The following is a 25,474-nucleotide window of genomic DNA, read 5'->3' as shown; positions in this document are numbered from 1 at the left end:
CTGGGTCCGCCTGAAGGCTACCAGCGCTGGGTGCAGGATCTGGGCCTAGCCCATGGGCGGGCTAGCTTCCGCACGGAAGACCTGGCACGACGGGAATCCTACGAAAGGGGATCGTCCAGGACGGAGAGGCGATCGAGGAGAAGAAACTGGGCTAGAAAAGATTTCAGGAGAAATGGCCTACGGAGCGTGAAGGTACGTCTGCCGGAGGTGTGGGTGGAGAGGATCGGTCGCGAAGCGAACAGTGCTGGTGGGAGACTTGTAGCGATCGATCCCTGGAAGACCCGACGAATCCAGTTCTAGCCTCAGGCCGGAGAGTATCCGAAGAAGATCCTCTTGCAAGGGGTCGCGCGTCTTCGGCGACGGGCCGTACCCAGGGAGGTAGAACGGGATCTCTCCAAGCAGGGTTCTGGCGACATTTTTTCTAGAAAAATTTTTTTTCTTTGGCCTGTTCAAGGGTTTGGTCGGCTGGGAAAGCGCTTTTGCGACAGGCGGCGTCCGGGTTAAAAAATGGTGTTAGTCTAAGGGGTTGTTCCCAACGCACGTTAAGAACCCCTGAGAGAGCCAGTTGCCGATCGAGGGGAAAAACGGGAAAGGCGCCGTCCCCTGGTAGCCCTTGTCGTTCCAAGCCAGGCCGGTAGGCTCTACCACAAGCGAAGAGCCGCTGCGGAGAACGAGATCGTTATTCCCTGGAACCTCCTGGCTTTTAGCCATGGAGAAGTTTATTACATTGATTCTATACCAATGGAGGAGACGATCGGTCCAGGCGATGCATTGGTCGTTGTTGACGTGCAGAAGGATTTTCTGCCCGGAGGTCGTCTTGCTGTTCCGGGAGGAGACGCGATTATACCGGTTCTTAACCGGTATATAGAACTTTTTCATCGCAAGGGCCTGCCAGTCATTGCTACGCGAGATTGGCACCCACCGAACCATTGTTCCTTTAAGGAGGAGGGAGGTCCATGGCCATCCCATTGCGTAGCGGGAACCGAAGGGGCCAGGTTCCCGGAGAGTCTTCGTTTGCCCGAGTCCGTTTGCATCATTTCCAAAGCGACCCGGAAGGATTGCGAGGCATACTCGGGTTTTGAAGGAACATCTCTGGAGGAGGAGCTTCGAGCCCTGGGGGTCCGGCGTCTTTTCGTAGGAGGGTTGGCTACGGAATATTGCGTGGCACGGACGGTTTTGGATGGGTTAGAGCGAGGGTTCGAGGTTGTGGTCCTAACCGATGCGGTGCGTTCGCTGGACGCGCATCCTGGGGACGGAGAGAAGGCTTTGAAGCAAATGCAGGCCCGAGGAGCTTCCCTTTGGCCCGGCAAGGACAAAGCGACTAGAGAAGGTTAGAGAAGACGCACGATGATCCAGAGTGGCTTTTTAACGGACCTTTACGAGCTGCTCATGGTCCAGGCCTATCTTCAATCGGGGTTGGTAGGAACGGCGGTCTTTGAGTTTTTTTGTCGTAATCTTCCGCCGAACCGGAATTTTCTTTTAGCAGTGGGGCTTGAGACCGTCTTGGACTTTCTCCAGGAGATCCATTTTGAACAAGAGGGATTGGAATGGTTAGAGAAAACAGGGCGATTTTCCTCCGAAACGCTCGAGTATTTACGGGGTTTCCGTTTCCAAGGGGACGTGTACGCGATGGACGAGGGAACACCCTTCTTTGCCCAGGAACCGGTGGTGCAGGTGGTTGCTCCGTTACCGCAGGCTCAGCTCATTGAATCGCGGTTGATCAATCTCCTTCATTACCAAATCCTGGTAGCTTCCAAGGCGGTCCGGTGTCGCCTGGTTGCTAAAGAGAAACGGCTTGTGGAGTTTGGCTTGCGGCGAGCGCACGGGGGAGAAGCCGCGCTTCTGGCCGCTCGTGCCAGTTATGCCGCCGGATTTGATGCGACTTCCAACGTCTTGGCGGGACGTCTTTACGGGATCCCCATTTCCGGGACGATGGCCCATTCCTTTATCTTGGCCCACGATCGGGAAGAGGATGCCTTTATGGCTTTTGCTCGGGCCAACCGGTCGGAAGTTGTTTTTCTCTTGGACACCTACGACACGGAAAAGGCTGCGCAGAGTCTGGCCAAAATCGGACCCCTTCTTACTCGGGAAGGCATCCGGATCCGGGGTGTCCGACTGGACAGCGGGAACCTGGGAGAACACGCCCGCAGGGTCCGGGAAATTCTCGATTCAGCCGGTTTTCACCACGTCGAGATCTTTGCCAGTGGTAACCTCGACGAACATCGAGTGGGGGAGCTGGTTGCCCAGAGTGCGCCCATTGACGGCTTTGGTGTGGGAACGGCGATGGATACTTCCAGCGATGCGCCTTACTTGGACTGCGCCTACAAGCTTCAGGAATACGAGGGAAAACCCCGGCGGAAACGGTCGGAGGGGAAAGAAACTTGGGCAGGGCGAAAACAGGTGTATCGGGTGTGGGGGCGGGATGGAGTGGCTTCCAAGGACATCTTGGCCCTGGCAGGAGAAAGGGTAGAGGGAGAACCCCTTCTGCGACCGGTGATGAAGGATGGAAAGCGACTTTATGCGGCTCGGCCGCTTGACGAAATCCGGCGCAACGTGCTTGAGCAATTGGATCGCCTGCCAGAGGGGTTGCGAGAGCTAACGAGCTCTCCCATTCCCTACCGGGTCGAAATATCCCCTGGACTTGCTTCTCTCCAGACCCATCTGTAGCTTTCCCAAAGGTCGGTTCGTCTCAATCAAACGCGTCTCTCTTGGGCCCATGAAACACGGATGGTGGAAAGATTGGCGGTTGGATCCTCCTGGGGGCCACCGGAAGGTTCTGCTCCATTCTTGTTGCGCTCCTTGCTGCGGTCCGATTTTGGAGGCTTTGGCCGGAGAAGGGTTTGAGCTTTGTGTATTCTTTTATAACCCGAATATTCATCCCCGGCTGGAGTATGAGTTGCGTAAAAAGGAAAACTGGCGCTTTGCCGAGAAACTAGGTATCCCGTGTGTGGACGGGGATTACGAGGTGGCCCTGTGGATGGAGCGAACCCGGGGGTTAGAGTGGGAACCGGAACGGGGTCAACGGTGTACGGTGTGTTTTGATCTGAGAATGGAACGGACGGCGGATTTTGCGTTGGCCATGGGTTATCCAGTATTTGCCACCAGTCTAGGGATTTCGCGATGGAAGGATATCGATCAAGTGAATGCCAGTGGTCTTCGAGCGGCAGCGTCCCGTCCTGGGGTACAATTTTGGCCGTTTAACTGGCGTAAGAAGGGTGGCTCGCAACGGATGATCGAGCTGGCCAAGGAAGAGCGATTCTATCAGCAGGAGTACTGTGGATGCGTCTATTCCCTGCGGGATACCAACCGTTGGCGTAGGGAGCGGGGGAGACCCAAGATTCAATGGGGTCTTCGCTACTATGGCGTTCCAAATGAACCGGTACCCGAGAAGCTCCCACAGGAGAATCCCAAGGGGGAATGATCCTTACGCTAAAGGCCGGAACCACACTCGGAGGAGAATACTACAAGCACTCTTGTGCGCCTTCCTAAAGACGAACCGAAACCTCTTCTCGACCATTTGGAAGAGCTCCGCTGGACTCTGCTGAAGTCGGCAGGGGCCCTGGGAGCCTGGGTTATAATCTGTTTTCTGTGGACGCGACCCATTCTCTCCTGGTTTCTGGCTCCTCTTCGAGTGGCCGGCCTAGAACCGTCGCGGTTCCTACGAGTTTTGGGAGTGCTCGACCCGTTTACGATCCAGCTAGAGGTAAGCCTTTTTGCCGGAATTATTTGTTCCCTCCCTTGGGTGCTGTATTTTGTGGGCAAATTTATCCTTCCGGCTCTGACACCGAAGGAGGCTCGGTGGATGATTCCATTCTTTGTGGGAGGTGGCCTCCTTTTTGTGGGAGGAGTGCTTTTTTGCTACTACTTACTTCTTCCCCAAACGTTGCGGTTTTTCTTTGACTACGGGCGCTGGTTGCAGGTCGAAACCCAGTGGACCCTTACCAACTATTTAAGTTTTGTCTGCCAGATGCTTCTAGGCTTTGGGCTTGCGTTTGAACTCCCCTTGGTGGTCCTGGCGGCGAACGCCATCGGGATTCTTCCGGCGGAACGGTTGCGGAGTTACCGCCGCCATGCGTTTGTGGTTGTTGTGGTAGCGGCTGCCTGCCTGACGCCGGGATCGGACCCTTTTTCACTCGCTCTGCTCTCGATACCCATGTATCTACTCTATGAAGCTTGCATTTGGATCGCTTGGTGGCGGGAACGATACTTTGGTGTGGGGGACGAAGCGGGGTGGAGCTGGGAGGAAAAATCAGGGGACGAGCTTCTGTAAACCGGAGACAACCTGGATGGACGTTCCTTTGGACGAAGCGTCCGCGTGGGAACAATGTGTACAGTTTAACCCAAAGGGGTATGCGAGTATCGGTTTGTGTTCTTTTGGTGCTGGGTGTTGTAGCACTCCAGTCGGGTAGAGCGACAAGCGCTCTTCCTTCCCCATCCCCTGAGCTGCCCCCGGTTGATGAAGTGCTATCCCGGGTGATCCAGAGGGATGAGGAGACCAGTAAAGCTTTGGGAGAATATCGGTATTCGGAGACGGTGCGACTCGAGAAACTTGATGACGAGGGGAAGGTGGTCGGGAGCACTGAGCTCGAAGTTTTGTGTGATCCTAAGGAAGGAATTGTGCTTTTATCCGAACCCAAGGAGCAGGGGGAAGATCCTCCTGATACCGATGAGTCCAAACGCAAAGCGACCAAGGAAAGCGAGAAAATCAAAGCTGCTATTTCGCTTCGCGAGTTGATCCCGCACTTCCGCATCCAGCTTCTTGGGACGGACGAATGGAAGGGCCAACCTGCCTATGCGTTGGGTTTTGAGCCCAAGCGAAACGAGCCCCATCAGAATTGGCTTCAGAAAGTGCTCTATAACCTCCGCGGGGTGTCTCTGGTTAGTATGCGGGATTATTCGGTTTTAGATACGCGGGCCAGCCTTACTCAGCCAGTTGAGCTTGCGTGGATCCTGGCTCAAATGAAACAGCTGGATTGTCACTACGAAGCCCAGCCGATAGGCCCTTGGTATGGTCCGGCACGATTGGAGATCGAGTACCGGCTTTCCTATGTAGTAGGAGGATCGCGACGCCGGCAGATTCTGACGATGCATGATTTTGTTCCACGCCAACAAGCCCAGGCGGTTCCTTCCGCGTTACCCCCCGGGGTTTCGCCTCCTCCGGCACCCCCACCGTTAGCCCCCGTTCCGGAATCTGTTAGCCGGTAGTCTTGCGTCTTGCGGACTGGAAGAGGCATTGGGAGTCGGAGGGCACGAGCCACTTTTATGTGCCCTGGTCAAAGGATGAGATTGACGGCAATCACTCCTGCCAAGCCATGGTATTCCCGGACGGCAGCCCGCGCCTGTCGGACAGATGGGGGAGCCCGACTCAATACCTGGTTTTTTCGAAGCGTGAGCTTCGTCCAGGGCTAGGAGGCGATCCTCAAGGCCCTTTCCTTTTAGCTGGATGGTGACCGATCCCATCAAGGCCGGAAAACTCGTCCGGAATCGGGAGGGATTTGCGCTTGAGCTACCGCTTTGAGCGGAACCGGAAGGGGTGGGAATGTTTGCCAAGCGTCGGGGCGCGGACCCGTCTCCTTGGTGACACGCCGCCTTGCCGGAGGGGCCGGCATCGACACGAACGAGGATCATTTAGCCTTGGCCGAGAAGGATCGCTTCGGCAATCTCGTAAGAATCCGCGGGATCTGATTCAATCTCCATGGCAAAAGCCAGGCAGGCGAAAGCAACTTTTGCTGATGCGGGCGAAAAGATCGCGCGGATCTGTGCTGAATCAAGCAAGTTGGTTAGCTTGCGATCGAACGATGGGATCTTCGCAAGAGTAAGCTCACGCTCCGAGTCGGTGCATCCCGTTGGAGCTCGCTTGGCTCTCTTCCTTCAGCCATGCGAACGCGATCGCGATGGCGAAACCTGCTTGTTTGCTGCCGAGGTCCAGCTGATCGAAGTCGACTCCGACGTACACGTTCTGTAATCGGTGAACTACACGTCTCGTCACGACACAAGTTTCTACCCAGGGCCTGGCCTCGTCCCTCTCGCTCGGAAAAGATTGGGTCTCTGCGAACGCCCACCCGTGTCAAGGGCACTCGTTCCTATTCGCAATGGCGGTTATGTCATCTTCGCTCTCGCCACAAGCAATGAGACGAAGCACGTATGGTCGTTTCTATGGCGGGGGTTTGGGAAGAGAGTCAAAGCGGCGCAAGCTTGTCCATGCCCGGTCGGGCGGGAAATCAATTGCCTCCCACGTCTTTGTCTCTGAAAACGGGGGACTAGGCGCTAGCGAGTCGTTGTGGGTGAAACCGCGGCACGCGCGAATCGTTGGCAGCGCTTTTCGGTGGGCGTTGCCGGATAAGCTTCCTCTGGTTGAGGCGAACGGTTGTTGACGATTGTAGGAACGGGTTCCGACGAATTTTTTTCTAAAGGAAAAAAACTGACTTCGCGCGGTTAGTTGCTGGATGGAACCTAACCACGTGGACGAGCAAGGATGACCGCGGCCCAGTCGTTCGCTGGTTCTTCGTTGTGCCCAAAGGAGCCGAAGAGCGGTCGAGTCCAGACTGGGCTTTTTAGCAAAAAAGAGCCCCCTTTGCCAGCCGGAGCTTTCGGGGCATAGCTTGGTGCGCAAGGGCTTTGGGAGAGGAAAGCAAAAGGCCAGCATTCCCTACCCTCCAAAGTTTTTCCCTTGGATTCGATCGAGAAGAACCCCTTACGATCCCGGCGTCTCATCGAATGTTCTGGACTTCAGGGCCGGGGGACTGTCCGCCGGTAGCAGACTTCAGCTCCAACAGCGATCTTTGCGGGCTTTTGTTCTTGCGGCCTGGCTGCACACCTACGGCATTTTCCCTTTTGGACTTTTTGAACGATTGCCAAGGCAAGGTGCTTTCGCTTGCCATGCATTACCCCTCAGCCCGGAGGACCCATGGTGGGGTCGAGCGGCGCGACCCATTTGTCCCTACGGGAAGTTAGGCTCCTACCTCGAGGCTTTGAATCCTGGGCCCATGCCGGTCAAACGAAAGGGATAGCAGCGCCCGGTCTGTTTGAAGACTTGCGACAAACGATCCTGGGCCGCGTAGGGAAAAGGTCAGGCGCTCGATTGTGTGCCCTTGAAGAAACGAAAGGGCTTGGTTCACGGTCCGAAGATTTTCCTCCAAGGCCCTGCCAAGAGGAGTCCGGGAAAACAGGCCCAAAGCGATTCTTTCTCCTTCGGGCGAATACACCCTGCGTATGCGGCCAGTTTCTAGACCTGTCTCCAGAGTTTTCCCCAACGGTTCCAGATATTCGTCAGGAACTTCGCCCCGGTGTGCCCATTCCAATAATTTTCTATAGGAGCTTTTCATGCCTTCATGGGAGACATGGGAGTAAAGGAAGGTAAGCTCCTCTTTCAGAAACTCCTGCTCTTCGGGCGAAAGAGAAATGGGCACTGCGAAAGACCTCCTATGCCGCGCCGGGCTTGGTTTGTGGAGGATCCATGAGTCCGGCCGGAAAAAAGAATTTTTTTTTAAGAAACACTCCTTTCCTGGATCCTCCCATTTTGTCTGCCTAAGAAGGGGATCGCCTTTGCTGGCTTTGCAACGGCTCCATGACGATCGAGCTATATTCCCTGAGGCTCACGAAGCCTCTCCCAAAGAGAGGCTTCGTGATAACTACAAAAGAATACCAGGCAGCGCTTTTTTCTTTTTTTTCGCAAAGCTTTCCAGGCCTGGATCAGGATTGTTTTTTGACCTCCCTGAGCAAGCAAGCACCCCCGCTTCACCGGGTCACCTCTTCCCGAGTACTTTTTCCCCTTACGCTTTCGGTCGATGGGAAAAACCTAACCAGCCAGATTCTCCCAGGATCGCCTGAACCTCGTGCTCAAAACCCCCTGTTTCGATCGAGCAATGCATACCGCACTCTTTCGGTGCATCTTTTTCCCACCACCAACGACCGGATCGAGGATCCTCACCGGGGGGTACGGGTCGAGTGCAGGGGGCGCAGCTAATGGAGCTATAGCCTTTTCCGTAAAGGGGATGGACCGGCACGTCAAAGCGACGAATGTAATCCCACACCATCTCGATCGACCAGTCCGCCAAGGGATTGAGCTTAACAATACCGTCATGGTCGTGATCGAGCTCGATCTTTCGGATATTGGCCCGCGTAGCCCATTGCTCCCGTCGCAAACCGGTAACCCAAGCATCGAGTTTTCGAAGGATCCTGTTCAGAGGGAGGATTTTGCGGATATGGCAACAGGTTAAGCGCAAGACTACGGATTTTTGGAAAAGATTGGCTCCGTGCTTGCGGACCATAGCTTCCACAAGCTCCCGCTCGGGAAGAACCACCTCCACGGCAATTCCGTATCGTTCCCGCACTTTATCGATCATTTCATAGCTTTCGGGAGGCAGTCTTCCGGTATCGAGTGTAAAGACCCGAAGCGAAGGGTTAAGCCGCCAACCCATGTCCAAAAGAACCATCCCTTCGAGCTGAAAGCTGGTAACAAAGCCCACTCGATCGACTCCAAAACGCTCAAATGCCCACGAGAGAAGCTTTTCTGGCTCCTGATCCTCGTAGAAAAGCCCTATTTCCCCAACTTCCAGATCATCTAAAAGCGTACGATGTTCTTCCTCGAAGACCCCAAAACCTTGGCTCGCTAGTCCATTCATTGTGACGGCTCTCCGGGATAGGCAACGTTATGCAGTCGCTGGCGATCCCTCTTACCCTTGGCCCGAACCAAGTTCTTGGCCGGCGGCAATCGCCTGAATCTCTTCGTCAGAAAGGCGGCGGAAAAACCCTGGAAGACTTTCGCCATCGGTTCGGCGCGCGATCCAGGCTCCCACGAGCCGTTCGACTACCTGATTGACTTCTTGCGTAGGAACCCGGCGAAGGATCGGCTTGCCAATTCCAGCTTCCCGCCCGAGCCCACCTCGCACAATGACATCGTAGGCCTGGACCCGGCCTGCCGGTAGCGTCCGCGTCGTCCCTTGCAAACCTAGGTCTCCCACCCAGTGTTGCCCGCAAGCATGTGGGCAACCATCCAGATGGATCCGGATCGACCCAAGACCCGGTCCAAAACGCTTTTCGAGGTGATCCACAATTTCTATGAGTTTCATTTTCGTTTCGCCCACGGCGTAATTGCAATGGGGAGACCCGGTGCACCCGATGCTTGTGGCTCGCATGGGATGTGTTTGGAGCGGAAAGCCGATCTGGCTGACTCTCTCGACAATCTCAGTAACCCGTGGCTCGGGAATGCCCGTTAGGAGAAAGTTTTGCTCCCGGGTAATGCGAAATTCTCCTCCGAATTCTTCCAGCAAAGAAGCGATTTTCACCATCTGGTCCCCTCGCATAAGACCCGGAAAGCAGGGAAAGCCCACGTAGTAAAGTCCTTTCTCTTTCTGGGGATGAATCCCCATGTGATCCGTCCGACCCTTGGGCACCGGGACTTCGCGAAGATCCGGCAACTTTCGACCCAATCGTTCCTCGAGTCTTTGACGGGTCTTTTCTACCCCATCATCATCAATGAGAAACTTGAATCGGGCTTTGGCCCGGGACACGCGATAGCGAAGATCTTCCTGCCATAGATCAATCAGGGCCCGAGCTACCTCCAAGGCCTCGTCCTTAGGGACAAACACACCAAGCGGTTTGGCAATCCGAGGGGTAGCCGAAAGGCCTCCTCCCACCCAGCAAGCATATCCTTCCTGGCCATCCTGAATCGTCCCCACCCATGCAATGTCATGAATTTCAGGCGCGTTGCAGTGGTAGGGACACGCGGCAATCGTGTGCTTGTGCTTGCGGGGAAGATTCCCGTACTGGCGGTTTCCATAAAAAAACCGAGCAAAAGCTTCCACCGTGGGACGCACATCGAAAAGCTCCTCCGGATCGATCCCAGCTACCGGGCAGCTGGTGATGTTCCGCATATTATCTCCGCAGGCTCCAGCTGTGGTCAGCCGATTTTGTTCGAGAAGGGCAAACATGGTGGGCACGCTGGAAAGCCGTACCCAATGAAGCTGGATGTCCTGCCGCGTGGTAAGTTCCCCCGTGTTATTGGCAAACTCTTGGGAGATTTCCCCGATGACTCGCAGCTTTTGGGGAGTCAAGATCCCGCTGGGAATTTTAATTCGAAGCATGAAATAGCCCACCTTGGGCTTATCGTGGTAGATTCCCCACCATTGCATCCGCAAGATGTCTTCTTCCGGGATTTCTTCGTACGGGATGGTGCCGTAGCGTTCGAGGTCGTAAATGACATCATATCCGTGCTTCTGCTGCTTGTATCGCTCCACGGAATTGCGACGAAGGACTTCGTCCCAGGTGGGATTTCCTCGTGCGCGAAGAGGAGCCGTGTCACTCATGTTTAATCTCGTAAATCTATCGTCTAGGTAGATAACTTCTCCTTTGCCTTTCGTCAATCGGGATATTCTCCTATTTTCCTAAACCCAAAAGGCCATTCCCCAAAGGACCAGGGACCCGGCCGCACTGGCTCCTGCGAGCCAGAGGAGCCAGCGTTTCTGGGTGAGCGCGGCCACGGATGTGACCGCGATGGCGATTTCAACCAGGGTAAGAGCTTGCTCCAAACGCCGGTGAGGATGGGTCAATTTTTCCGATAGCTCGTTAGCTTTTTCCGAGGCTTCGTCCAACTGCCTTGCTTTTTCTTCTAGTTCTTTCTTTTGGGATTGGTACTTTTGGAGTTTTTGCTTAAATCCCTCGCTAGCCGATTGGGGAGCGATTAGCATGGCAAGCTCCATAATGTGCTGTTTGGTGCTAACGGCCTGGTAGTAGTTCCAAAGATCTGTAGCGTGGGCCTTTTTTAAGATGGCATCATTTTTGGCTTCGAGGGCCTTGCGGAAAACCAACGATCCCTGGTAATTGATTATCGCACCACAGCAAGCGAGGATAGCTGTAAAAACGGCTAGCCACTGGTTCAGGCTGGCGTGGCCTTCCTGTGTTTTTCCTTCAAAAGGCGCTTCCGCAAGGGGGGTGTGTTCGGTTGGGTTCATGGCTGTCCGCTGGATTTTTCTATCCCGTTTGGGGAAACTGGCACAAGGGGATCTTTTTGCGTACAAGGGGGCCTTTTTGCAGGCGTTTCGAACCAAGGAGCGGCCCTGACAAAGGATAGCGACGACCCTGCAAGCCCCCAAGACTTGTAGTGTCCCGAGGACCAGCTACAAAAGGACCCTCAGTTCAGTCGGCCCAGCGCTTTGGGACGATGTGGGTTCTGCTAACTCGGTTGCTGGCGGGATCGTTGGGTTGCCCGGCCAAGGACAAAGGGAGTTCGGCGTGCTCTTTTGTATGGTGTCTTGGCTTTCTCGGCCGGACAGCAGTCGGCGCTCAAACGCTTGGGTCCCTCGGTGCTTTTCTTTCTTGAAGGTCTGCCCAAAATGGACGCATAGGCGACTTTTCATCCACCAAGAAGAGGATCGGGAAGGAGCAGCTTAAAAAAACTGGGTTTGAAACCTCGTCCCGTTCATCCTAAAAGAGGCTGGCCACTTTGGACGATTCAAAAGTCGCTCCCAGTGCGTGCCGAGGGAGTGCTCCTCGGGCCATTCCCTTTGAGAATTCGAGGCCAGGCAACTCTCCGCGGGGACTGTGCGTTAGAGTATACCCCGAAGCGGCCTAGGCGATAAGGATGAGGGTGATTTTTGGGGTCGACCTTCCTCAGAAAGCTAGAAAAAGGCCGCGCAGGGACAAAACCCGCCGTAGCCGCAAGCCCGGTCGGGCGATAGCTCCGAAGTGGCGCAAAAAAGGGTGATCCTTACCGTGCGGCTCGTTTTTTCGCAGCGTTCCGTCAAGCGCAAGGCTCCCATAGGACCTTTTTATGTCCTTCCTTCCAGGACTCGATAAACCCTACCACAAGAGAATACTTTGGACGATCCCAGCTTTGTTGGGGTACTTGGTCAGCGCGTCGTTTTGCCGCGGGTACGTTTTCTTTTTTCGGAAAAGCTCTAGCTATGGTAAGCCTGTAGGGGCTTGCGTGGTCCCCCTTGGAGCCCAGGCACCCATCTGCCCCGAGTCGTATGCTTCGCGATGGCCAGCATCGGTTCGCTGCTCCTCGACTTGCGAGCCCACCAGGTGGCAAGACCTTGCAGGTGGGCAGCTATTCATTACCGGAAGTCCGACGAGCTCCCATCCGCCTTTGCGCGTAAAGCAAAAACGGGTTAAGCCGCAGCGTTTCTAGAGCCCGGTTGTCAAAACCGGAGTTGCCAACGCATAAGAAAGGCATTTTCGGTTTGGGTCTTACGAGAGGCATTTGCCGTCCCGGTCCCTGTGGGAATCCCTAAAAGGACATCGCGATCAAAATCAGTGTGGGCAAATTGGAACATGACTTTTACATTTTGGTCCCAGTACCAGTTAAGTCCCACCCTCCAGGCTTTTGCCCATCGTCCGTTGGTGTCAGGATCCGCCAGGGACAGTTTCCCCCCTTGGAAAGCATCCGGGTCAATCCAAAGCTCGTCGTAGCGAGCGACCAGCTGCCAGGCTCCCCAACCTCCTTCCGCGGTCCAGGGGTGAAACGGGTGCTTCGGTGTAAGACCGTCTTTGTAGGTAAACGGCTCTCCAGTAAGGGTGTAGACTCCCTGGACCCCCCAGGCTTCGTTTTGGACATCTTCTGCCAACGGCAAGCTTGGCCGCGAAACGGCTTGCCGGGAGACGACATACTCCGACAGGAAAAAGAAGGGCCCCGCAGAAAGATATCCTCCCGGGTTAAATCGTGTATGATCGCCATCGGCAAAGGCATCCGAGCGGTACCGAAAAAAGATTCGCTCTGCCGGAGTGACGTACCCGGAGGGCAAAAGATTGGCCGTTTTTTCGGTTCCATGGGAAAAGCCAAAAGCCAAGGCAAGGTCGTTTAGCCCGCGGGGCTGCAATGGTTGGAGAGGATGGACAAGTAAGCGACCGGCAAACTCCCGAGAAGTATCGAAGTCAATGTTGCTTCCAACCTGAAAGTCAGCTGCTCCGTTGTAGGCGCCGAGCCGCCACTCAACGATTTTGTCCACAAGTTCCCCGTGTGCCTCGATCCCTACAATTCGTGTAGGCACAAGCTCGGTGGGAAAACCAACATCCACAAACGGCCGCCACTCGGCATCTTCCAGTCGTTCGAGGCCCAGGGGGCTTTTAAATTTTCCCGCACGTACTTGGAACTCGTCCCAGTAGTGGACGTTGAGGTAAGCGTAGTAGAGAGCGATTTGACGCCCGCTAAAAAGGGTGCCGACCTGGCCAAATTCGGGCATGATCCGAAATTCGTAGTGATCCCAGAGGGTTCCGCGCAGATCAGGCCGTACGCGTCGCAGGACAAAGGAGCTGCCGTCGTCGGGCGCGGTTAGGGTTCGATTATCGACCTGCAAAAGGCCGCCGATTCGAAGCCAAGAGCTTCCATCAGGGGACTGGAGGCGAATCCCCTTGGCGTCGATCACTAGAGGAGGCTTGGAGGCTTGCTTTTTTCCTTCGGGGCTCTCTTCTTTCTGGCCGTAGTCCTCTTCCAGCTGCTGGACTTTTTTACGCAACTTGCCGAGTTCCTCCCGGAGAGCTTTTAGCTCGGAGTTTTGCACCGGAGGATTCGAGGCCCTGGAGGGGCGGGGTTCTTGGAAATACGAGCTGGTTTGGGGGGTGGAGGAAAGCTGATCCTCTCCGTGCAGAGCCAAAGGGGCCAGTGGGATTAGAAGTGGAAGGATAGCGAGAGGGAAGCGGGCAGGAAAAAAGGAGCCAAAAAAAGTATCACGATTATATCGCTGATATATTGTTAACTCACCTGTTTCTCTATTCATATCACGATCGTATCGCTGATATATTTCTCTGTCGACTCTCTTCGTTTTCCCACGGCTGTCCGCACCCTCTCCCGAGCTGGCTCCCTCCGTTGCCCCAATTCTTTCAAAGACTTCCCCACCGGCTTGGGTTTGTGCTCGGGGGCAACTTTGCCTATGATGGTTTTTGTGACCCTAACGCGACGTGGCAAATACGCTTTGCGCGCGCTCCTTTACCTGGCTCGTCATCGAGAACGAGGGCCAATCTTAATCCACGAGATTGCCGCGCAGGAGCGCATTCCCAAAAAGTTCCTCGAAGCCATTCTTTTGGAGCTCAAAAATACCGGTGTTCTCGTGAGCCGGAAGGGCAAGGGAGGGGGATACTATCTTGAACGAGATCCCTCGACTGTTTCCCTTGCTTCCATCCTCCGCAGCCTCGATGGCCCGTTGGCTCCCGTTCGCTGCGTAAGCCAGACAGCGTATGCTCCTTGCGCCGACTGCCTGGATGAAGCTTCCTGTGTGTTGCGGTCGGTCATGGCAGAAGTACACGAGGCGATCCTTGGAGTTCTGGAAGGTCTTTCCCTTCAAGACCTAGTCGAGCGAGAGGACCGGTTGCGCCTTCTTACCTCTTCCGTTCCCACGTTCGATATTTAAGAGATAGGGTAATGGCTCTTTTTCCGAAGACGCGGAAAGAACCAAGCCCTGGAACGGAGAGGAAAAAAGGAATCTCAGCCGCAACTCCCTTCGGAGCGAAAAGCAAAGGGCGAAGGGAGGCTCGTCAAAGCCATTGGACTTCCTCTCTCTTCAGCTAAAGCTATGCCTCCTCGACTCGCATGGCAGCTTCTTCCCCACTGGTCACAGCACCTTCAATCGTCGCAGGCAGACCGGTATTGGTCCAATCCCCCGCCAGCCAGAAGTTTTTCCAACCGGTCACGCACGGGGGACGGAGAACCTCTCGCTCGGGAGTAAGTTCCGGCGTAGCCGAACGGCACCGGAACCATAGGGATTGGAGAAGTTTGGCCTCGCCAGTGGTTGGCAGATGTCGCTGCAACTCTGAAAGAACAATCCTTTCCAATTTGGGAAGGGAACCGGCCAGGCACTTGTCGGCTCGACTCGTCACAACGGCATAACTAAACCCTTGGGTAGGTGGAAGATCGTGCAAAAGCGTTCGATTAAAAACCCAGTGCACCGGTGAATCCACAAAGCCGATGACCGGCTCCTTTGTGAGAGGCCGGTCAAACCAGAGGTATCCGTTGAGGATACTGGATCGTCCCAGGGATCGACAACGATAGGCAAGCTCGCTCTCCGGAGGAAAAAGCTGGGCAGCTGCGTCCCAGGGAAGGGCGCAAATGAAGTGATCCGCCTCGATCACGTGGCCGTCGGAACTGACCACGTTTTTCACGTGGTCACCCGCCACCACCAGTTGCGTAACTTTGGTTCCGTAAAAAATCTCGCCGCTACAAAACCGGATCAACCGCGCAACCGGTTCTGCCAAAAGCTCTCCTAGCGGTACTTTGGGCAATAGGAGCCGGCAATCCTCTTCCGAGCTCCATAAGGATCGCAACACGGTCCGGCGAAAGAGTCTTGCGGAACACTCTTCAAGCCCCAGGTTGGTACTGGCAAGACAAAAGGGTTGCCAAAGGACCCGGATCCATTCTTCCGGCTGCCTTTGGGCCCGCAACCAGGCAGCGGCGGTCAGGGTTGGGTCAGGTTCTTTTCCTTCTCCAAGGGAGGACGCAAGCCGAAGGGCGGGGAAAAGGAAATCCTTTGGACTTCCCAGTTGGGATAGCGTCACAAGCAAGTGCCAGGGGCTGGGGAGTCGCCCCACTTGGATCCGTTTCTTTCGCTGTCCATCCATAAGACAGAGCCGTAACGGGAGGATCTGGATCTTCCTTTCCAGTCGAAACTCTTCCAATAGGGATCGCGTCCGGCGGTAGCACCCCAAAAGAATGTGCTGGCCAGTATCCAGTTTGACTTGCAAACGATGATCCCAGAAGGAGGCTGCCCGACCACCGGGATAGGCCTTGCATTCCAACACTTTCACTTTATGACCAGCTTGGGCGAGGCGGACTGCCGCCACCAGTCCTGCAATTCCTGCTCCGAGCACGACGACGTTTTTGGGAGACCTAGGGAGCCTGACCTTGCGCTTTTCTCTCCAGTAAGCCTTGGCTAGGCACCAGAATTTTTCCCCTCGGGACAGGTTGACCTTGGCACCCCGGATCGGAAACCCTTTCTGTCGGAGCTTTTCAAGAAGTCGCTGGTAACAACCTCGCATGAGCTCCGACGCCATGAGGTTTAGCCGTTCTTCTTCTGGGATCAGACGAAGCGAGCGCTCAAAATAGTGGCGTGCTCGCCAATACTGGAGAAAAAGAAGGTCTCGAAGACCGGGGGTTATCTCTCCCTTGAGAATCTGCGATTCCGTAACGGAAAATTCCTTGCATTCGTCTAGGGGAAGATAGATTCGGTTGCTGGCGGCGTCCTTACCGATATCCCGGAGGATATTCGTCAACTGAAAGGCCATTCCCAAAGCATGGGCATAGTCGTTTGCTTGAGGGTGACTGCACCCGAAAATCCGAATGCTCACTAGCCCCACGGCACAGGCTACCCGGTAGCAGTACTGCTGGAGCTCCTTGAAACTGGGGTACCGCTGGATGTCTAGATCCATTCGAACCCCGGCCACGATCTCGTGCAACAACTCCTTAGGAATCTGATAGGTTTCTACGATCTCTTGAAGCTCTTGGCCGAGTGGAGACGACGCTTCCTTGCGATAGAGCCGCTCAATCTCCTCTTTCCAAAACGCAAGTTCCCGCTCTTTTTCTTCACGGCTCAGAAGAGGGCTATCGGCGATATCGTCCACGCAGCGGCAAAACCCATAAAAAATGATCATCGCTTCCTGCCGCCGGCGCGGGAGACAATAGAGAGCCGTGGCTAAGTTGGACCCACTGCGACGGGTGAGGGTTTTACTGGAGATTTCTCCGGAGTAGCCGCCCATAGGTTTTTCTTTGGGCTAAGTTGGTAGCCCAGGCAAAAGGAGGCTTGGGGTCTCTTCGTGGGAGCTTTCGGAAATAGCTCCGCATGGGCGCATTGTCGGCTTGTGAGAAACGCAAGGCAAGTTATTAGCAAGGGGGTTTGGATAGCGGTTCACTATGAGGAAACTTGAGTTTACCCTCCTTTGCCTCTCTTCCCTTTTCGTCATTGTGGATCCTCTAGCGGCCATCCCTGCTTTGCTCTCGATGACCTCTAACTCTACTCCTTCCCAAAGGGAACGCACCGTACGCGTGGCCACCGTCGTTACCGCTGCCGTCCTTCTGTTTTTTGCCCTTTTTGGTAGGATAGCCTTCCGGATCCTTGGAATTAGTCTTCCGGCTTTCCAGATCGCCGGGGGCATCGTGCTTTTTTCCATCGCGTTTGACATGCTGCGGGCTCATCGGTCCGCGATTCAGGAGACACTCGAGGAACGGATTGCTGGGGAAGCGGAGGAAGAGGCGGGGATTGCTCCGCTAGGGGTTCCCATGCTGGCGGGTCCAGGAGCCATTTCTACGGTTATTTTGCTCGAACACAAAGCCGCGGATTTTGTAGAAAAAGCCATTGTATACGTGTCGATTCTTACGGTGGCCGGGTTTTCTTACCTTGTTCTTGGGATTGCAGCACGAAAGGGAAGCCCCTTATTGGGACCTCTTGGATTTAAGCTTTTGACGCGCCTGATGGGTCTTTTGCTTGCGGCCGTGGCCGTGCAGTTCATCTTGGACGGAGTGTCTAGCTACGGGCAAGGCACTCTCCCGTAGGACTAAGGGTGAATGTTCTTGTCCGAGAAGGAAAAATGGAGCAGCGTTAGGGCAAACGGAACGCTCTCATGGGACCTATCGGTTCGTTTATCGAGCATCATTTCCGGCACTTTAATGCTGCTACCCTGCGGGAAGCGGCTCGTGCCTATCGGGATCATCTGGAGCGCGGGGGCAAGATGCTGGTCACCATTGCCGGCGCGCTGAGTACGGCCGAAATCGGTCTGACGCTAGCGGAGATGATCCGACAGGAAAAAATCCATGCCATCTCGTGCACCGGTGCCAACTTGGAGGAGGATCTTTTTAATCTGGTGGCCCATAACCATTACCGCCGGATCCCCAATTTTCGGGAACTGACCGCTGAGGACGATCGACGACTCTGGGAAGAGCATCTCAACCGGGTGACCGATACGTGTATTCCTGAAATGGAAGCCATGCGGCGGATCGAGGGAGCTGTGCTGGAGCAATGGATGGATGCCGACGAGCGAGGAGAGCGTTTCTTTCCCCATGAATTTCTGTGGAAAGTTTTACAATCGGGGAAGCTCAAGGGAAGTTACCAGGTCGATCCGAAGGATAGCTGGCTTGTGGCAGCCATGGAAAAGGAGCTATTTATGGTCGTACCCGGTTGGGAAGATTCGACTCTCGGAAACATGTACGCGGCCCATTGCCTTGCCGGGCGGATTCGTAATCCGCTGACAGTTAAGACAGGTGTCGAATACATGATGGAGCTGGGTCGGTTTTATTCCGAGGTCACACAACGGGCACCGTTAGGTTTCCTTCAACTTGGGGGTGGAATCGCGGGAGATTTCCCCATTTGTGTCGTGCCCATGTTACGGCAGGATCTTGGAAGGGATGTGCCATTTTGGGCGTATTTTTGCCAGATTAGCGATTCGACCACAAGTTTTGGTTCCTATTCTGGCGCTGTGCCCAACGAAAAGATCAGCTGGGGGAAACTGAGCGTGGACACCCCCCGTTTTATGATTGAATCGGATGCTACGATTGTAGCGCCTTTGCTTTTTGCCTACATCTTGGGCTGGTAGGGAAACGCTCTCGAAACAACCGTTGTGCTCGGGAAACCCAAAGGGAAGTATGCGGACAGTTGTGCGGATGACTGCGGAAAACTTGCCCTGGCAAAAAATCCTGGTGGCAAAAGGAGCTCTCCAAGCCCGTCTTTGGACGCAAAAGGGAAACTTGGGGCACACGGGACGCTCGTTCGACTAAAGGGTTGCCAAGAGCGAAACAAGATAGCGACCCATAAGGCTTTTTCATCAAAGAACATCCGAATCAAGCTGAGTGCATCGGCCAAGCGGCAGCCTACTGGCTATAAGACGGCTTGGCGGATGCGGGACAAGGTGCGTTTGCCTTTTCGCCAGGGTGGTTGCCGACCGGAACGGTACTCGTGGATGCGTAGCCGGAGCGGCCTGACGGCCTCGCCCACTAGGCGCGGGTGTGCAAGCGCAGATCAAAAGCGGGTGGAAAGAGACACGTGGTTTGGGTTCTCCCAGTTGGCTCTTCAGGCAAACCGTTGTGCATCGTCAAGGCTGTCAAGGAATCGGCTCCGGGACGGAGGCCCATGGGAGCGCGCTCGTTGGGCAGGTCGGTGATCCGAAGGTTGGAATCAGCCTGGTGGGGAGCATCGCGACCGGTTGATGCACTTCGGCTTCGGGTACCGGGAAGCGGCATGGGCCGCGCAGAGTCGATCCATCCTGGTGGTGGATGCCAATGAGATGATCGAGGATATCCTCGCGCGACCTGGATGAGGAGATCCTTTCCTTGTGTGCTAGGCTTTTACGAGAAAGAAATCCGCGCAGAACCGCGCCAAGAAGGCGCTCCAAGCGATCACATGAGGAAGCTCGCTCTTTTGCCTTTACTAGACCCGGTTGGGGGTGACGATCGAACAGAGAGGTTACTTAACACTTCTGCGGGGCTCTCCGGGGGGTGAAGGGGAGTTTTTTCTGCCACATCCGGGCTTGTGTTTCGCTCAAAGAAACGTAAGCGAGCCTTCCTGCGGCGGTTTGGCTTGACCGCCAGGGAGTTCCATGCGCGCTCCAGGTCCGAGCTTCAAGGAAAGATCGCTTCGAGTGGCGCCAACGGCGACCTTACCTCCGAGAGGAAGCTAAGGAGGAAATCCGCAGACCGGGAAGGCTGATCCGCAAGCTCGAGGAGAAGAAACCCGGATCAAACGTTTTGCAGGAGAAAAACTGGTGGCTTGCCATCTTGCGGACGAAGCTTGACGCGCCCTGGGCTCCTCAGGAGTGACAAGCGGGTGCGTCTTTATTTCGGTTCCCGCCGCCTCTTCCCGTATCCCGCAACGAGCTTTCCTTGGAAGAACACGGATACGCCAGTCGCGCTAGCTGGAAGAGCAAGTGGCAGCCGGAGTAAAGCAGCCCGTTCGATGTGCTGGGGTCCAAGGAAAAGACCGCCGGGAACCACTTCTGCTAAGCCATGGTATTCCCGGATGGCGACTTGCGGCTGCTGGCGGAAAGGGAAGTCCGAGTGAATAGCAGGTGCTTAGAAGCCTGCGTTTAGGCTACGGCCAGGAGGCGGTCCTCCAGGTCCTCTCTGCGAGCCGGATGGTGGCCCCGCCAACCAAGAGCGAAAAACTCGTCCGAAAGCGGGAGAGTTCCGCGGTAAAACCACCGCTTCGCGCGCAACCGAAAAGGGTGGCGGGTGTTTGCCGAGCGTCAAGGCGCGGACCCCTGTTCGTTGGTGACACGCCGCCTTCGCCGGAACGGTTGGCATCGATAGGAAGCAGGATCATCTCGCCTTGGCCGAAACGGACCGCCTTGGCAATCGGGTGGATGTTCGTCGGATCCGATCGAATCTCTATGACAAGAGCGAAAAGAAGGCCAAAGCCATTTTGGAGGGATGCGTGCAAAAAGATCGCCCAGGCTTGTGCCGAAATGGGGCAAGGCGGTTGTGAACGAACCATTGGATCTTTGCAAAAGAAACCTCAAGCGCAAGTCAGTGGATCCCATTCGGGTTCGCTCGCTTTCTTCCTTGGCCTATGCCAAGGCGATCCCGATTGCTCAAGGTCGGCCTTTTTTTGCTGCCGGAGCCGGCGTGATCGAAGTCGACCTAGCCTACACGTCTGTGAGCGGCGCGGTCAACCACACGCGCCGTCATGGCATAAGCTCTAGGGAGGGCGCGGCCTGTGCAGTCGGCCTGGAGAAGATTGGGTCTCTCCGAACGCCCGTCGGTGCGAGAGGCGGTAGTGGACCACCTGCACCGGCGATCCTGTCACTTTCGCCCTGCCCGCAGGCAATCAGACGAAGTATGTGTGGTCGTTTCTGCGGCTGGGTTCGGAAGAGACTCAAAGCGGCGTAGGCAGCGCATGTCCGGTCGGGAAGAAATCGAGTGCCTCCGACGCCTCTGTTGGCGAACGTGCTGGAGTGCAGGCTACCGGGTTTTGTCGGTGAAATTCCGGCAGGCGAATCCTCCAGAGTGGTCTTCGGCCGGCGTTCGGGGCGATCTTCCCTGGTACGGAATGGGTGTCTATGGTTTTCGGAACGGTTCCGAAGAGCTTTTCCCTTTCTAGAGGGCTGACAGAGAAGAAGAGTCTCCCATGCTGATCAAACTAGGCGACTTCGGGATGGGTCCAGCGCGAGTATGTTAGTGATAGAACATCGGTTGAGCGGATGGAAGAAAGGAGCAGCGGAAAGGCCCTTCTTCCCTTTTGCCGGATGCATACGGGCATGATCTTCCTACTGGGTCAGGACAGGAGAGGGAACCGCATTCGTGCGGTCTGCGTTCCCCGGGGAGAAGCTCAGAGACGCGCATCGGCTGCTAGCGGGGAGTAAGACCTCCTGCTTCAAGGAGGCGGTCTTATACGAAGCAGTAAACCGGCAACACAAAAGCCTAGACCAGCGACGTCTCTACCCGATAGCGAGCGGCCGCCTCGAAGGTTTTTTTCCCTGTTCCCGGCAACCGCTGCGAACCTTCCCCCGAAGGGGACATGGGGGTTAGCCCATGTTCATAATGGCGACCAAGAGTGGCAAAACCGAGTAGCGCAAGGATCGCAAGGGCCCAAAGGAGCGATTCGGATTTCCCTTTCCCGCCGGAAGATTTCTCCATGGCAACATAAGAATTGCTCAAAACTTCTGTTTCGGGGAGGGAAAGTTTACGGTTTTTTGCCGGCCCCTTCCGGCGGCTGGACCCAAGCGTTTTTCCGACCGGGGTGCCCGCTCGGAAGGAGGCCATCTGACCCTGGGCGGTCTTCAAAACCAAAGCCTCCTTTGGTTCGGAGTAGGCTAGTGGGATGGAGGCCGGAAACAATTCTGGAATCCCCCGGCAATGGAAGCCTCGTGTGGATCAAGTTCGGGTCTACTGGCTAACCCAGGATCGCAGGTCTTTCGGAGAGGAGAGACCAAACATCCTGCGCAATTCGTTTTTGGCTTTCACAAGCCCCAGTAGCGGGCAAAGAGGGGGATAATGAGAATCGCCAGCACATTCACGACTTTGATCATTGGGTTAACAGCGGGGCCCGCCGTGTCCTTGTAAGGGTCCCCTACCGTATCTCCCGTCACAGAAGCAGCGTGCGCGCTACTCCCCTTACCCCCGAAATGGCCCTCCTCGATCAGCTTTTTGGCGTTATCCCACGCCCCTCCGGCTGACGTCATGGAGATGGCGACAAAGAGCCCCGTCACGATGGTTCCCATGAGCATTCCACCCAGTGCTTTAGGGCCAAGTGCCGGAACGGCGGCGACCAGAAAGACCGATCCAACGGGAAGAAGGGCCGGAAAAACCATCTCCTTTAACGCGGCTTTGGTGACGATATCAACACAGCGAGCGTAATCTGGTCGTTCCATCCCTTTAAGAATCCCGGGTCGCTCGGCCAGCTGCCGTCGCACTTCTCGCACCACCGCCCCGGCGGCCACGCCAACCGCGTTCATGCTCCTTGCGGTAAATACGTAGGGAAGAAGGCCACCCAAAAAGAGACCGACAGCTACCCTTGGATCTTGGAGCGTGAAGGAAAGTTCACCTACCACAGTCGAGCTTGTGTAATGCTTGAGCTCTTCCACGTAGGATCCAAAAAGGACCAGCGCAGCTAAACCTGCAGATCCGATCGCATATCCCTTGGTTACGGCTTTCGTGGTATTCCCAATGGAATCGAGCTCATCGGTCACTTCCCGCACGTGTGGGGGAAGACCGGCCATGACCGCGATTCCTCCCGCGTTGTCCGTGATGGGGCCGAAAGCGTCGAGCGAGATAACAATCCCTGCCATGCTGAGCATGCTCATCACAGCAAGGGCAACACCGTAAAGCTGGCCCAGGTTATAAGCCAAAAGGATGGCTCCCCCGATGAAAAGTACAGGTGCCGCGGTTGCCTCCATCCCGGTGGCCAGGCCAGCAATGATATTGGTCGCATGACCCGTTTCACTGGCGCGGGCGATCGCGACCACAGGACGCCGCTTTTTGGAGGTGTAGTAGTCGGTGACCAGCACCATGACTGCCGTCATGGCAAGCCCGATCCAGGAGCAGATACAAAACGAAAGACCCTGGTTCCCAAAAAGGCTCCGGCATACTGGGTAATAAACCAGGCCGGAAACCAGCGCGTTAACCAAGACACCCCCGGTGAGCGCTCGGCCGGGGCTGGCGGCAGAAAAGCTCACGTAGATAATCCCTGCCAGGGCTCCCGCCACGCTAATGGCTCCGACTAAAAACGGATAGATGACGAAAGGAGCCTGAGCTCCCGAGTGAAGGATCGCAACCAGGATGGCTCCAATCAAAGTTACAACATAGGTTTCAAACACGTCGGCTGCCATTCCTGCGCAATCTCCGACGTTGTCCCCCACATTGTCAGCGATGGTAGCCGGATTTCTGGGATCGTCTTCCTCGAGCCTCTCCTCGATTTTCCCCACAAGGTCAGCCCCTACATCGGCGGCCTTGGTATAAATACCTCCTCCTAGCCGGGCGAACACGCTGACAAGACTGGCTCCCAAGGCCAAGCCGACCAAAGCTCCCAGGGCTTCCTGGGTTCCGAACCACCGCAGCGTTGCCAGGTAGAATAGAGTCACCGAGGCAAGAGCCATGCCAACCACTAAAAGCCCGGTGACAGCACCTCCCTGAAAGGCAAGTTGTGTGGCTCGACTGCGCGAAACCGTTGCTGCCTGGGCGACACGAACATTGGCCATGACCGCCACCCGCATACCCACGTATCCAGCCAGTAAAGACGAGATAGCTCCTAGAACAAAGCCAACCGCGGTCCACCACCCCTTGAATAGGCCGATGGCCGCAAACAGGATCGCAGCGATGGATAAAACGCTCAGTAGCTGGCGTCGCAGGTAGGCTTGAGCCCCTTCATGGATGGCGGCCGAGATTTCCCTCATAAGGGGACTGCCCGCGTCACAAGCACGAACCCGCCCTGCAAGAAAGAGGGCACTGGCGATGGCCCCAAGGGCAGCCGCCAGGGAAACACTAAACCCATTGCGGATAAGAAACTCTTCCATACTCGAGTGGAACTGTAGTGATTACTCTAAAGATCGGGCAACCCAAAAGTTCTACCTTCTTGGGGGGTTCGCAATGGATATTGGCTTTCCAGAAGGATGACCCCACTGGGGTCTGCTAGAGTTACCCAAGGGTCCGGTTTCGACCGGGGCCGACGGTAGATATGGCGTGCAGTACTTCCTCGTTGAAGCGGAAGTAGGGGTAGGTTCACTCTTGCGGCCCGCCCGATCGCGCTGGGCATCATCCTGGCAAAGCTCATCCAACCGAGCGGCATTTGTTCAGTCCTCGATCGAGGGCCTTTTTTAAGGGGGCAAGAAAAGGTACCCAAGATTGGCAGCGGGTAGCTGCCCGCAAACGGCTCCATGGCTCCAGAATCTTATGTTTTTTTCCCTTCGTGCAGCTGGGTGTTGCCGCGATATTGCTCCGGAGATGGAGAACACTCGTGGACGAAGCGTGACGCGGCCTCTTTATCAGACGGGTTGCGGAGGAAGCTAGGAGCAGGCAAGAGGAAAGACCCAGGAGTCCGGCGGGTAAACGGCCGGATGCTGGGAACCGATGTTCCTCTTCTGGGCCATGATCTCGTTAGCTTGGAGCTTTTCTTTTGCGCGTTGCTCCTATTATTTTGCCTTAAAAGGAAAGGCTCCAATGTGGGCAGTTAGCTCAGTGGTAGAGCGTCTCGTTTACACCGAGGATGTCGGGGGTTCGAATCCCTCACTGCCCAGCCGGGTGAGCGCCATAAAGGCCCGGCGTTTCTTTCCAGCTGCTCCCCTTCCTAGCTTGGGAGCGCCAAAACGCTTTGAGATCGGGCGGCAAAGCACTTTGCAACCAGCGCCAGGTGCCTCGCCACCAAAAGCCTAAGGCGTGGGCATGGAGCGCTTGCCTTGGCAAAAGGAGCTTTTGGGAAAGCTCTACTGTCCATCCTTTGTCGATAAACTCTAGGAAGAGCTTGGGATCGGGCCCGTAAATCTTGTCGCCAACGATGGGAAACCCCAACAGGGAAAGGTGGGCTCGGATCTGGTGCAGCCGCCCCGTTTTCGGCCGGATTCGAACCAAGCTAAAATCTCCGGTTGTGGCCAGGGAGATCATCTCCGTGCAGGCCCAAGCCGCTCCCGGGACTGGGCCTTGACGAAGGGCGACCGGGTTTTTTTCTGAAATGCCCACCCTGCCTAGGGGTGAATCGATGATCCATCGATGACCCGGGGTCATCCGGCCCCAAACGATCGCCAGGTATTCCTTAACAACAACTCTTTTCTCCCACAGCCTTCCGAGAAGGGAGGCTACCCCCGGATGCTTGGCCACCACGACCAGGCCGCTCGTTTCTCGATCTAGCCGGTTGATCAGAGCCAGATATCCATGGGGTCGACTCTTTCGTAACTCTCTTATCAGGTTGGAAACGCGATTGTGCCCGCAGGGGTGGGAAAGGAGAAAGGGAGGTTTGTCCACAACCAGAAGTTCTTCGTTCTCCCATACAATCCGAAGGGGATAGGGGCAAGCCAACATGGGAGGATGCCTGGGTCTGGCTAGGTTAGGAACTAGGAGCCAAAAGCAGCAAGT

The 25,474-nt window shown here is 55.6% G+C and carries 21 protein-coding genes and 1 tRNA gene; 12 read left to right on the top strand and 10 right to left on the bottom strand.

The genetic code is table 11. From position 1 onward, the window contains the following. Window positions 1-513: 513 nt before the first annotated feature. A complete protein-coding gene (locus KK925_RS04795; protein ID WP_174581996.1) occupies window positions 514-711 on the bottom strand; it encodes a hypothetical protein in 198 nt (65 codons plus the stop codon). Window positions 712-741: 30 nt separating this feature from the next. On the opposite strand from KK925_RS04795, the gene KK925_RS04790 reads away from it, so the two are divergent. The 6 genes from KK925_RS04790 (at window position 742) to KK925_RS04765 (ending at window position 5,965) form a co-directional block, all read left to right on the top strand. Further along, on the top strand, window positions 742-1,335 hold the full coding sequence (locus KK925_RS04790) for a nicotinamidase (RefSeq protein ID WP_174581995.1): 594 nt from the start codon (window positions 742-744) through the stop codon (window positions 1,333-1,335). Window positions 1,336-1,347: 12 nt separating this feature from the next. Then, window positions 1,348-2,667: a nicotinate phosphoribosyltransferase gene (locus KK925_RS04785; RefSeq protein ID WP_174581994.1), complete on the top strand. Its 1,320-nt coding sequence runs from the start codon at window positions 1,348-1,350 to the stop codon at window positions 2,665-2,667. 49 nt (window positions 2,668-2,716) lie between these two features. Next, the gene (locus tag KK925_RS04780) at window positions 2,717-3,421 is read left to right on the top strand and encodes an epoxyqueuosine reductase QueH (protein ID WP_174581993.1); all 705 of its coding nucleotides are present in this window, start codon (window positions 2,717-2,719) and stop codon (window positions 3,419-3,421) included. Between the two features lie 54 nt (window positions 3,422-3,475). Further along, window positions 3,476-4,270 carry a twin-arginine translocase subunit TatC gene (gene tatC / locus KK925_RS04775; protein WP_174581992.1) on the top strand — a complete coding sequence of 265 codons (795 nt, stop codon included), beginning with the start codon at window positions 3,476-3,478 and terminating at the stop codon, window positions 4,268-4,270. An 80-nt stretch (window positions 4,271-4,350) separates the two neighbouring features. Further along, window positions 4,351-5,205, top strand: a complete 855-nt coding sequence (locus KK925_RS04770; RefSeq protein WP_174581991.1) for a hypothetical protein — start codon at window positions 4,351-4,353, stop codon at window positions 5,203-5,205. 490 nt (window positions 5,206-5,695) lie between these two features. Continuing rightward, window positions 5,696-5,965, top strand: coding sequence for a hypothetical protein (locus tag KK925_RS04765; RefSeq protein ID WP_214096303.1), 270 nt, complete (start codon window positions 5,696-5,698; stop codon window positions 5,963-5,965). 985 nt (window positions 5,966-6,950) lie between these two features. On the opposite strand, the gene KK925_RS04760 is transcribed toward KK925_RS04765, so the two are convergent. The 5 genes from KK925_RS04760 to KK925_RS04740 form a co-directional block, all read right to left on the bottom strand. Continuing rightward, window positions 6,951-7,409, bottom strand: coding sequence for a hypothetical protein (locus KK925_RS04760; RefSeq protein WP_174581989.1), 459 nt, complete (start codon window positions 7,407-7,409; stop codon window positions 6,951-6,953). 363 nt (window positions 7,410-7,772) lie between these two features. Further along, entirely contained in the window at window positions 7,773-8,624 is an 852-nt protein-coding gene (locus tag KK925_RS04755; RefSeq protein ID WP_174581988.1) for a phosphoadenylyl-sulfate reductase, read from the bottom strand. Between the two features lie 51 nt (window positions 8,625-8,675). Continuing rightward, window positions 8,676-10,307, bottom strand: a complete 1,632-nt coding sequence (locus KK925_RS04750) for a nitrite/sulfite reductase (RefSeq protein WP_174581987.1) — start codon at window positions 10,305-10,307, stop codon at window positions 8,676-8,678. Window positions 10,308-10,385: 78 nt separating this feature from the next. Further along, window positions 10,386-10,952 carry a DUF4337 domain-containing protein gene (locus tag KK925_RS04745; protein ID WP_174581986.1) on the bottom strand — a complete coding sequence of 189 codons (567 nt, stop codon included), beginning with the start codon at window positions 10,950-10,952 and terminating at the stop codon, window positions 10,386-10,388. A gap of 1,188 nt (window positions 10,953-12,140) precedes the next feature. Further along, window positions 12,141-13,499 (bottom strand): OprO/OprP family phosphate-selective porin, encoded by a 1,359-nt coding sequence (locus tag KK925_RS04740; protein ID WP_214096302.1) that lies wholly within the window; start codon window positions 13,497-13,499, stop codon window positions 12,141-12,143. A gap of 372 nt (window positions 13,500-13,871) precedes the next feature. Here KK925_RS04740 and KK925_RS04735 point away from each other — a divergent pair, with 372 nt between their 5' ends. After that, on the top strand, window positions 13,872-14,345 hold the full coding sequence (locus KK925_RS04735) for an RrF2 family transcriptional regulator (protein ID WP_174582018.1): 474 nt from the start codon (window positions 13,872-13,874) through the stop codon (window positions 14,343-14,345). A gap of 160 nt (window positions 14,346-14,505) precedes the next feature. Here the strand turns inward: KK925_RS04735 and hpnE are convergent, their stop codons facing one another. Next, window positions 14,506-16,683, bottom strand: a complete 2,178-nt coding sequence (hpnE, locus tag KK925_RS04730; RefSeq protein WP_174581984.1) for a hydroxysqualene dehydroxylase HpnE — start codon at window positions 16,681-16,683, stop codon at window positions 14,506-14,508. A 154-nt stretch (window positions 16,684-16,837) separates the two neighbouring features. On the opposite strand from hpnE, the gene KK925_RS04725 reads away from it, so the two are divergent. From KK925_RS04725 to KK925_RS04710, 4 genes are all read left to right on the top strand, one after another. After that, on the top strand, window positions 16,838-17,476 hold the full coding sequence (locus tag KK925_RS04725) for a MarC family protein (protein ID WP_174581983.1): 639 nt from the start codon (window positions 16,838-16,840) through the stop codon (window positions 17,474-17,476). A 68-nt stretch (window positions 17,477-17,544) separates the two neighbouring features. Beyond that, window positions 17,545-18,513 carry a deoxyhypusine synthase family protein gene (locus KK925_RS04720; RefSeq protein WP_174581982.1) on the top strand — a complete coding sequence of 323 codons (969 nt, stop codon included), beginning with the start codon at window positions 17,545-17,547 and terminating at the stop codon, window positions 18,511-18,513. Between the two features lie 1,828 nt (window positions 18,514-20,341). Then, on the top strand, window positions 20,342-20,800 hold the full coding sequence (locus KK925_RS04715) for a hypothetical protein (protein WP_174581981.1): 459 nt from the start codon (window positions 20,342-20,344) through the stop codon (window positions 20,798-20,800). Between the two features lie 7 nt (window positions 20,801-20,807). After that, entirely contained in the window at window positions 20,808-21,011 is a 204-nt protein-coding gene (locus KK925_RS04710) for a hypothetical protein (RefSeq protein ID WP_174581980.1), read from the top strand. 320 nt (window positions 21,012-21,331) lie between these two features. Here KK925_RS04710 and KK925_RS04705 read toward each other — a convergent pair whose 3' ends face one another. Together KK925_RS04705 and KK925_RS04700 are read right to left on the bottom strand one after the other, a co-directional pair. Further along, complete coding sequence (locus KK925_RS04705; protein WP_174581979.1) at window positions 21,332-21,547, bottom strand: hypothetical protein; 216 nt, start codon at window positions 21,545-21,547, stop codon at window positions 21,332-21,334. A 323-nt stretch (window positions 21,548-21,870) separates the two neighbouring features. Then, the gene (locus tag KK925_RS04700; RefSeq protein WP_174581978.1) at window positions 21,871-23,922 is read right to left on the bottom strand and encodes a sodium-translocating pyrophosphatase; all 2,052 of its coding nucleotides are present in this window, start codon (window positions 23,920-23,922) and stop codon (window positions 21,871-21,873) included. 647 nt (window positions 23,923-24,569) lie between these two features. Between KK925_RS04700 and KK925_RS04695 the strand changes: the two genes are divergently transcribed. Continuing rightward, window positions 24,570-24,641 (top strand) — tRNA-Val (locus tag KK925_RS04695). Here KK925_RS04695 and KK925_RS04690 read toward each other — a convergent pair. Continuing rightward, window positions 24,632-25,420: an RluA family pseudouridine synthase gene (locus tag KK925_RS04690; RefSeq protein WP_174581977.1), complete on the bottom strand. Its 789-nt coding sequence runs from the start codon at window positions 25,418-25,420 to the stop codon at window positions 24,632-24,634. The two genes, KK925_RS04695 and KK925_RS04690, sit on opposite strands and share 10 nt — an antisense overlap. Between the last annotated feature and the right edge of the window lie 54 nt (window positions 25,421-25,474).

This window comes from Candidatus Methylacidithermus pantelleriae, assembly GCF_905250085.1.
GTDB classification, from domain to species: domain Bacteria; phylum Verrucomicrobiota; class Verrucomicrobiia; order Methylacidiphilales; family Methylacidiphilaceae; genus Methylacidithermus; species Methylacidithermus pantelleriae.
Note: the sequence above shows the minus strand (reverse complement) of the source record. Positions and strands in the feature narration are given on the sequence as shown.

Bases quoted from the DNA above. Each gene is read 5' to 3' on its own strand.
- KK925_RS04795 (WP_174581996.1), bottom strand. From the start codon at position 711: ATGGCTAAAAGCCAGGAGGTTCCAGGGAATAACGATCTCGTTCTCCGC.
- KK925_RS04790 (WP_174581995.1), top strand. From the start codon at position 742: ATGGAGGAGACGATCGGTCCAGGCGATGCATTGGTCGTTGTTGACGTG.
- KK925_RS04785 (WP_174581994.1), top strand. From the start codon at position 1,348: ATGATCCAGAGTGGCTTTTTAACGGACCTTTACGAGCTGCTCATGGTC.
- KK925_RS04780 (WP_174581993.1), top strand. From the start codon at position 2,717: ATGAAACACGGATGGTGGAAAGATTGGCGGTTGGATCCTCCTGGGGGC.
- KK925_RS04770 (WP_174581991.1), top strand. From the start codon at position 4,351: ATGCGAGTATCGGTTTGTGTTCTTTTGGTGCTGGGTGTTGTAGCACTC.
- KK925_RS04765 (WP_214096303.1), top strand. From the start codon at position 5,696: ATGGCAAAAGCCAGGCAGGCGAAAGCAACTTTTGCTGATGCGGGCGAA.
- KK925_RS04755 (WP_174581988.1), bottom strand. From the start codon at position 8,624: ATGAATGGACTAGCGAGCCAAGGTTTTGGGGTCTTCGAGGAAGAACAT.
- KK925_RS04750 (WP_174581987.1), bottom strand. From the start codon at position 10,307: ATGAGTGACACGGCTCCTCTTCGCGCACGAGGAAATCCCACCTGGGAC.
- KK925_RS04745 (WP_174581986.1), bottom strand. From the start codon at position 10,952: ATGAACCCAACCGAACACACCCCCCTTGCGGAAGCGCCTTTTGAAGGA.
- KK925_RS04735 (WP_174582018.1), top strand. From the start codon at position 13,872: ATGGTTTTTGTGACCCTAACGCGACGTGGCAAATACGCTTTGCGCGCG.
- hpnE (WP_174581984.1), bottom strand. From the start codon at position 16,683: ATGGGCGGCTACTCCGGAGAAATCTCCAGTAAAACCCTCACCCGTCGC.
- KK925_RS04725 (WP_174581983.1), top strand. From the start codon at position 16,838: ATGAGGAAACTTGAGTTTACCCTCCTTTGCCTCTCTTCCCTTTTCGTC.
- KK925_RS04720 (WP_174581982.1), top strand. From the start codon at position 17,545: ATGGGACCTATCGGTTCGTTTATCGAGCATCATTTCCGGCACTTTAAT.
- KK925_RS04715 (WP_174581981.1), top strand. From the start codon at position 20,342: ATGCGTGCAAAAAGATCGCCCAGGCTTGTGCCGAAATGGGGCAAGGCG.
- KK925_RS04710 (WP_174581980.1), top strand. From the start codon at position 20,808: ATGTCCGGTCGGGAAGAAATCGAGTGCCTCCGACGCCTCTGTTGGCGA.
- KK925_RS04705 (WP_174581979.1), bottom strand. From the start codon at position 21,547: ATGGAGAAATCTTCCGGCGGGAAAGGGAAATCCGAATCGCTCCTTTGG.
- KK925_RS04700 (WP_174581978.1), bottom strand. From the start codon at position 23,922: ATGGAAGAGTTTCTTATCCGCAATGGGTTTAGTGTTTCCCTGGCGGCT.
- KK925_RS04690 (WP_174581977.1), bottom strand. From the start codon at position 25,420: ATGTTGGCTTGCCCCTATCCCCTTCGGATTGTATGGGAGAACGAAGAA.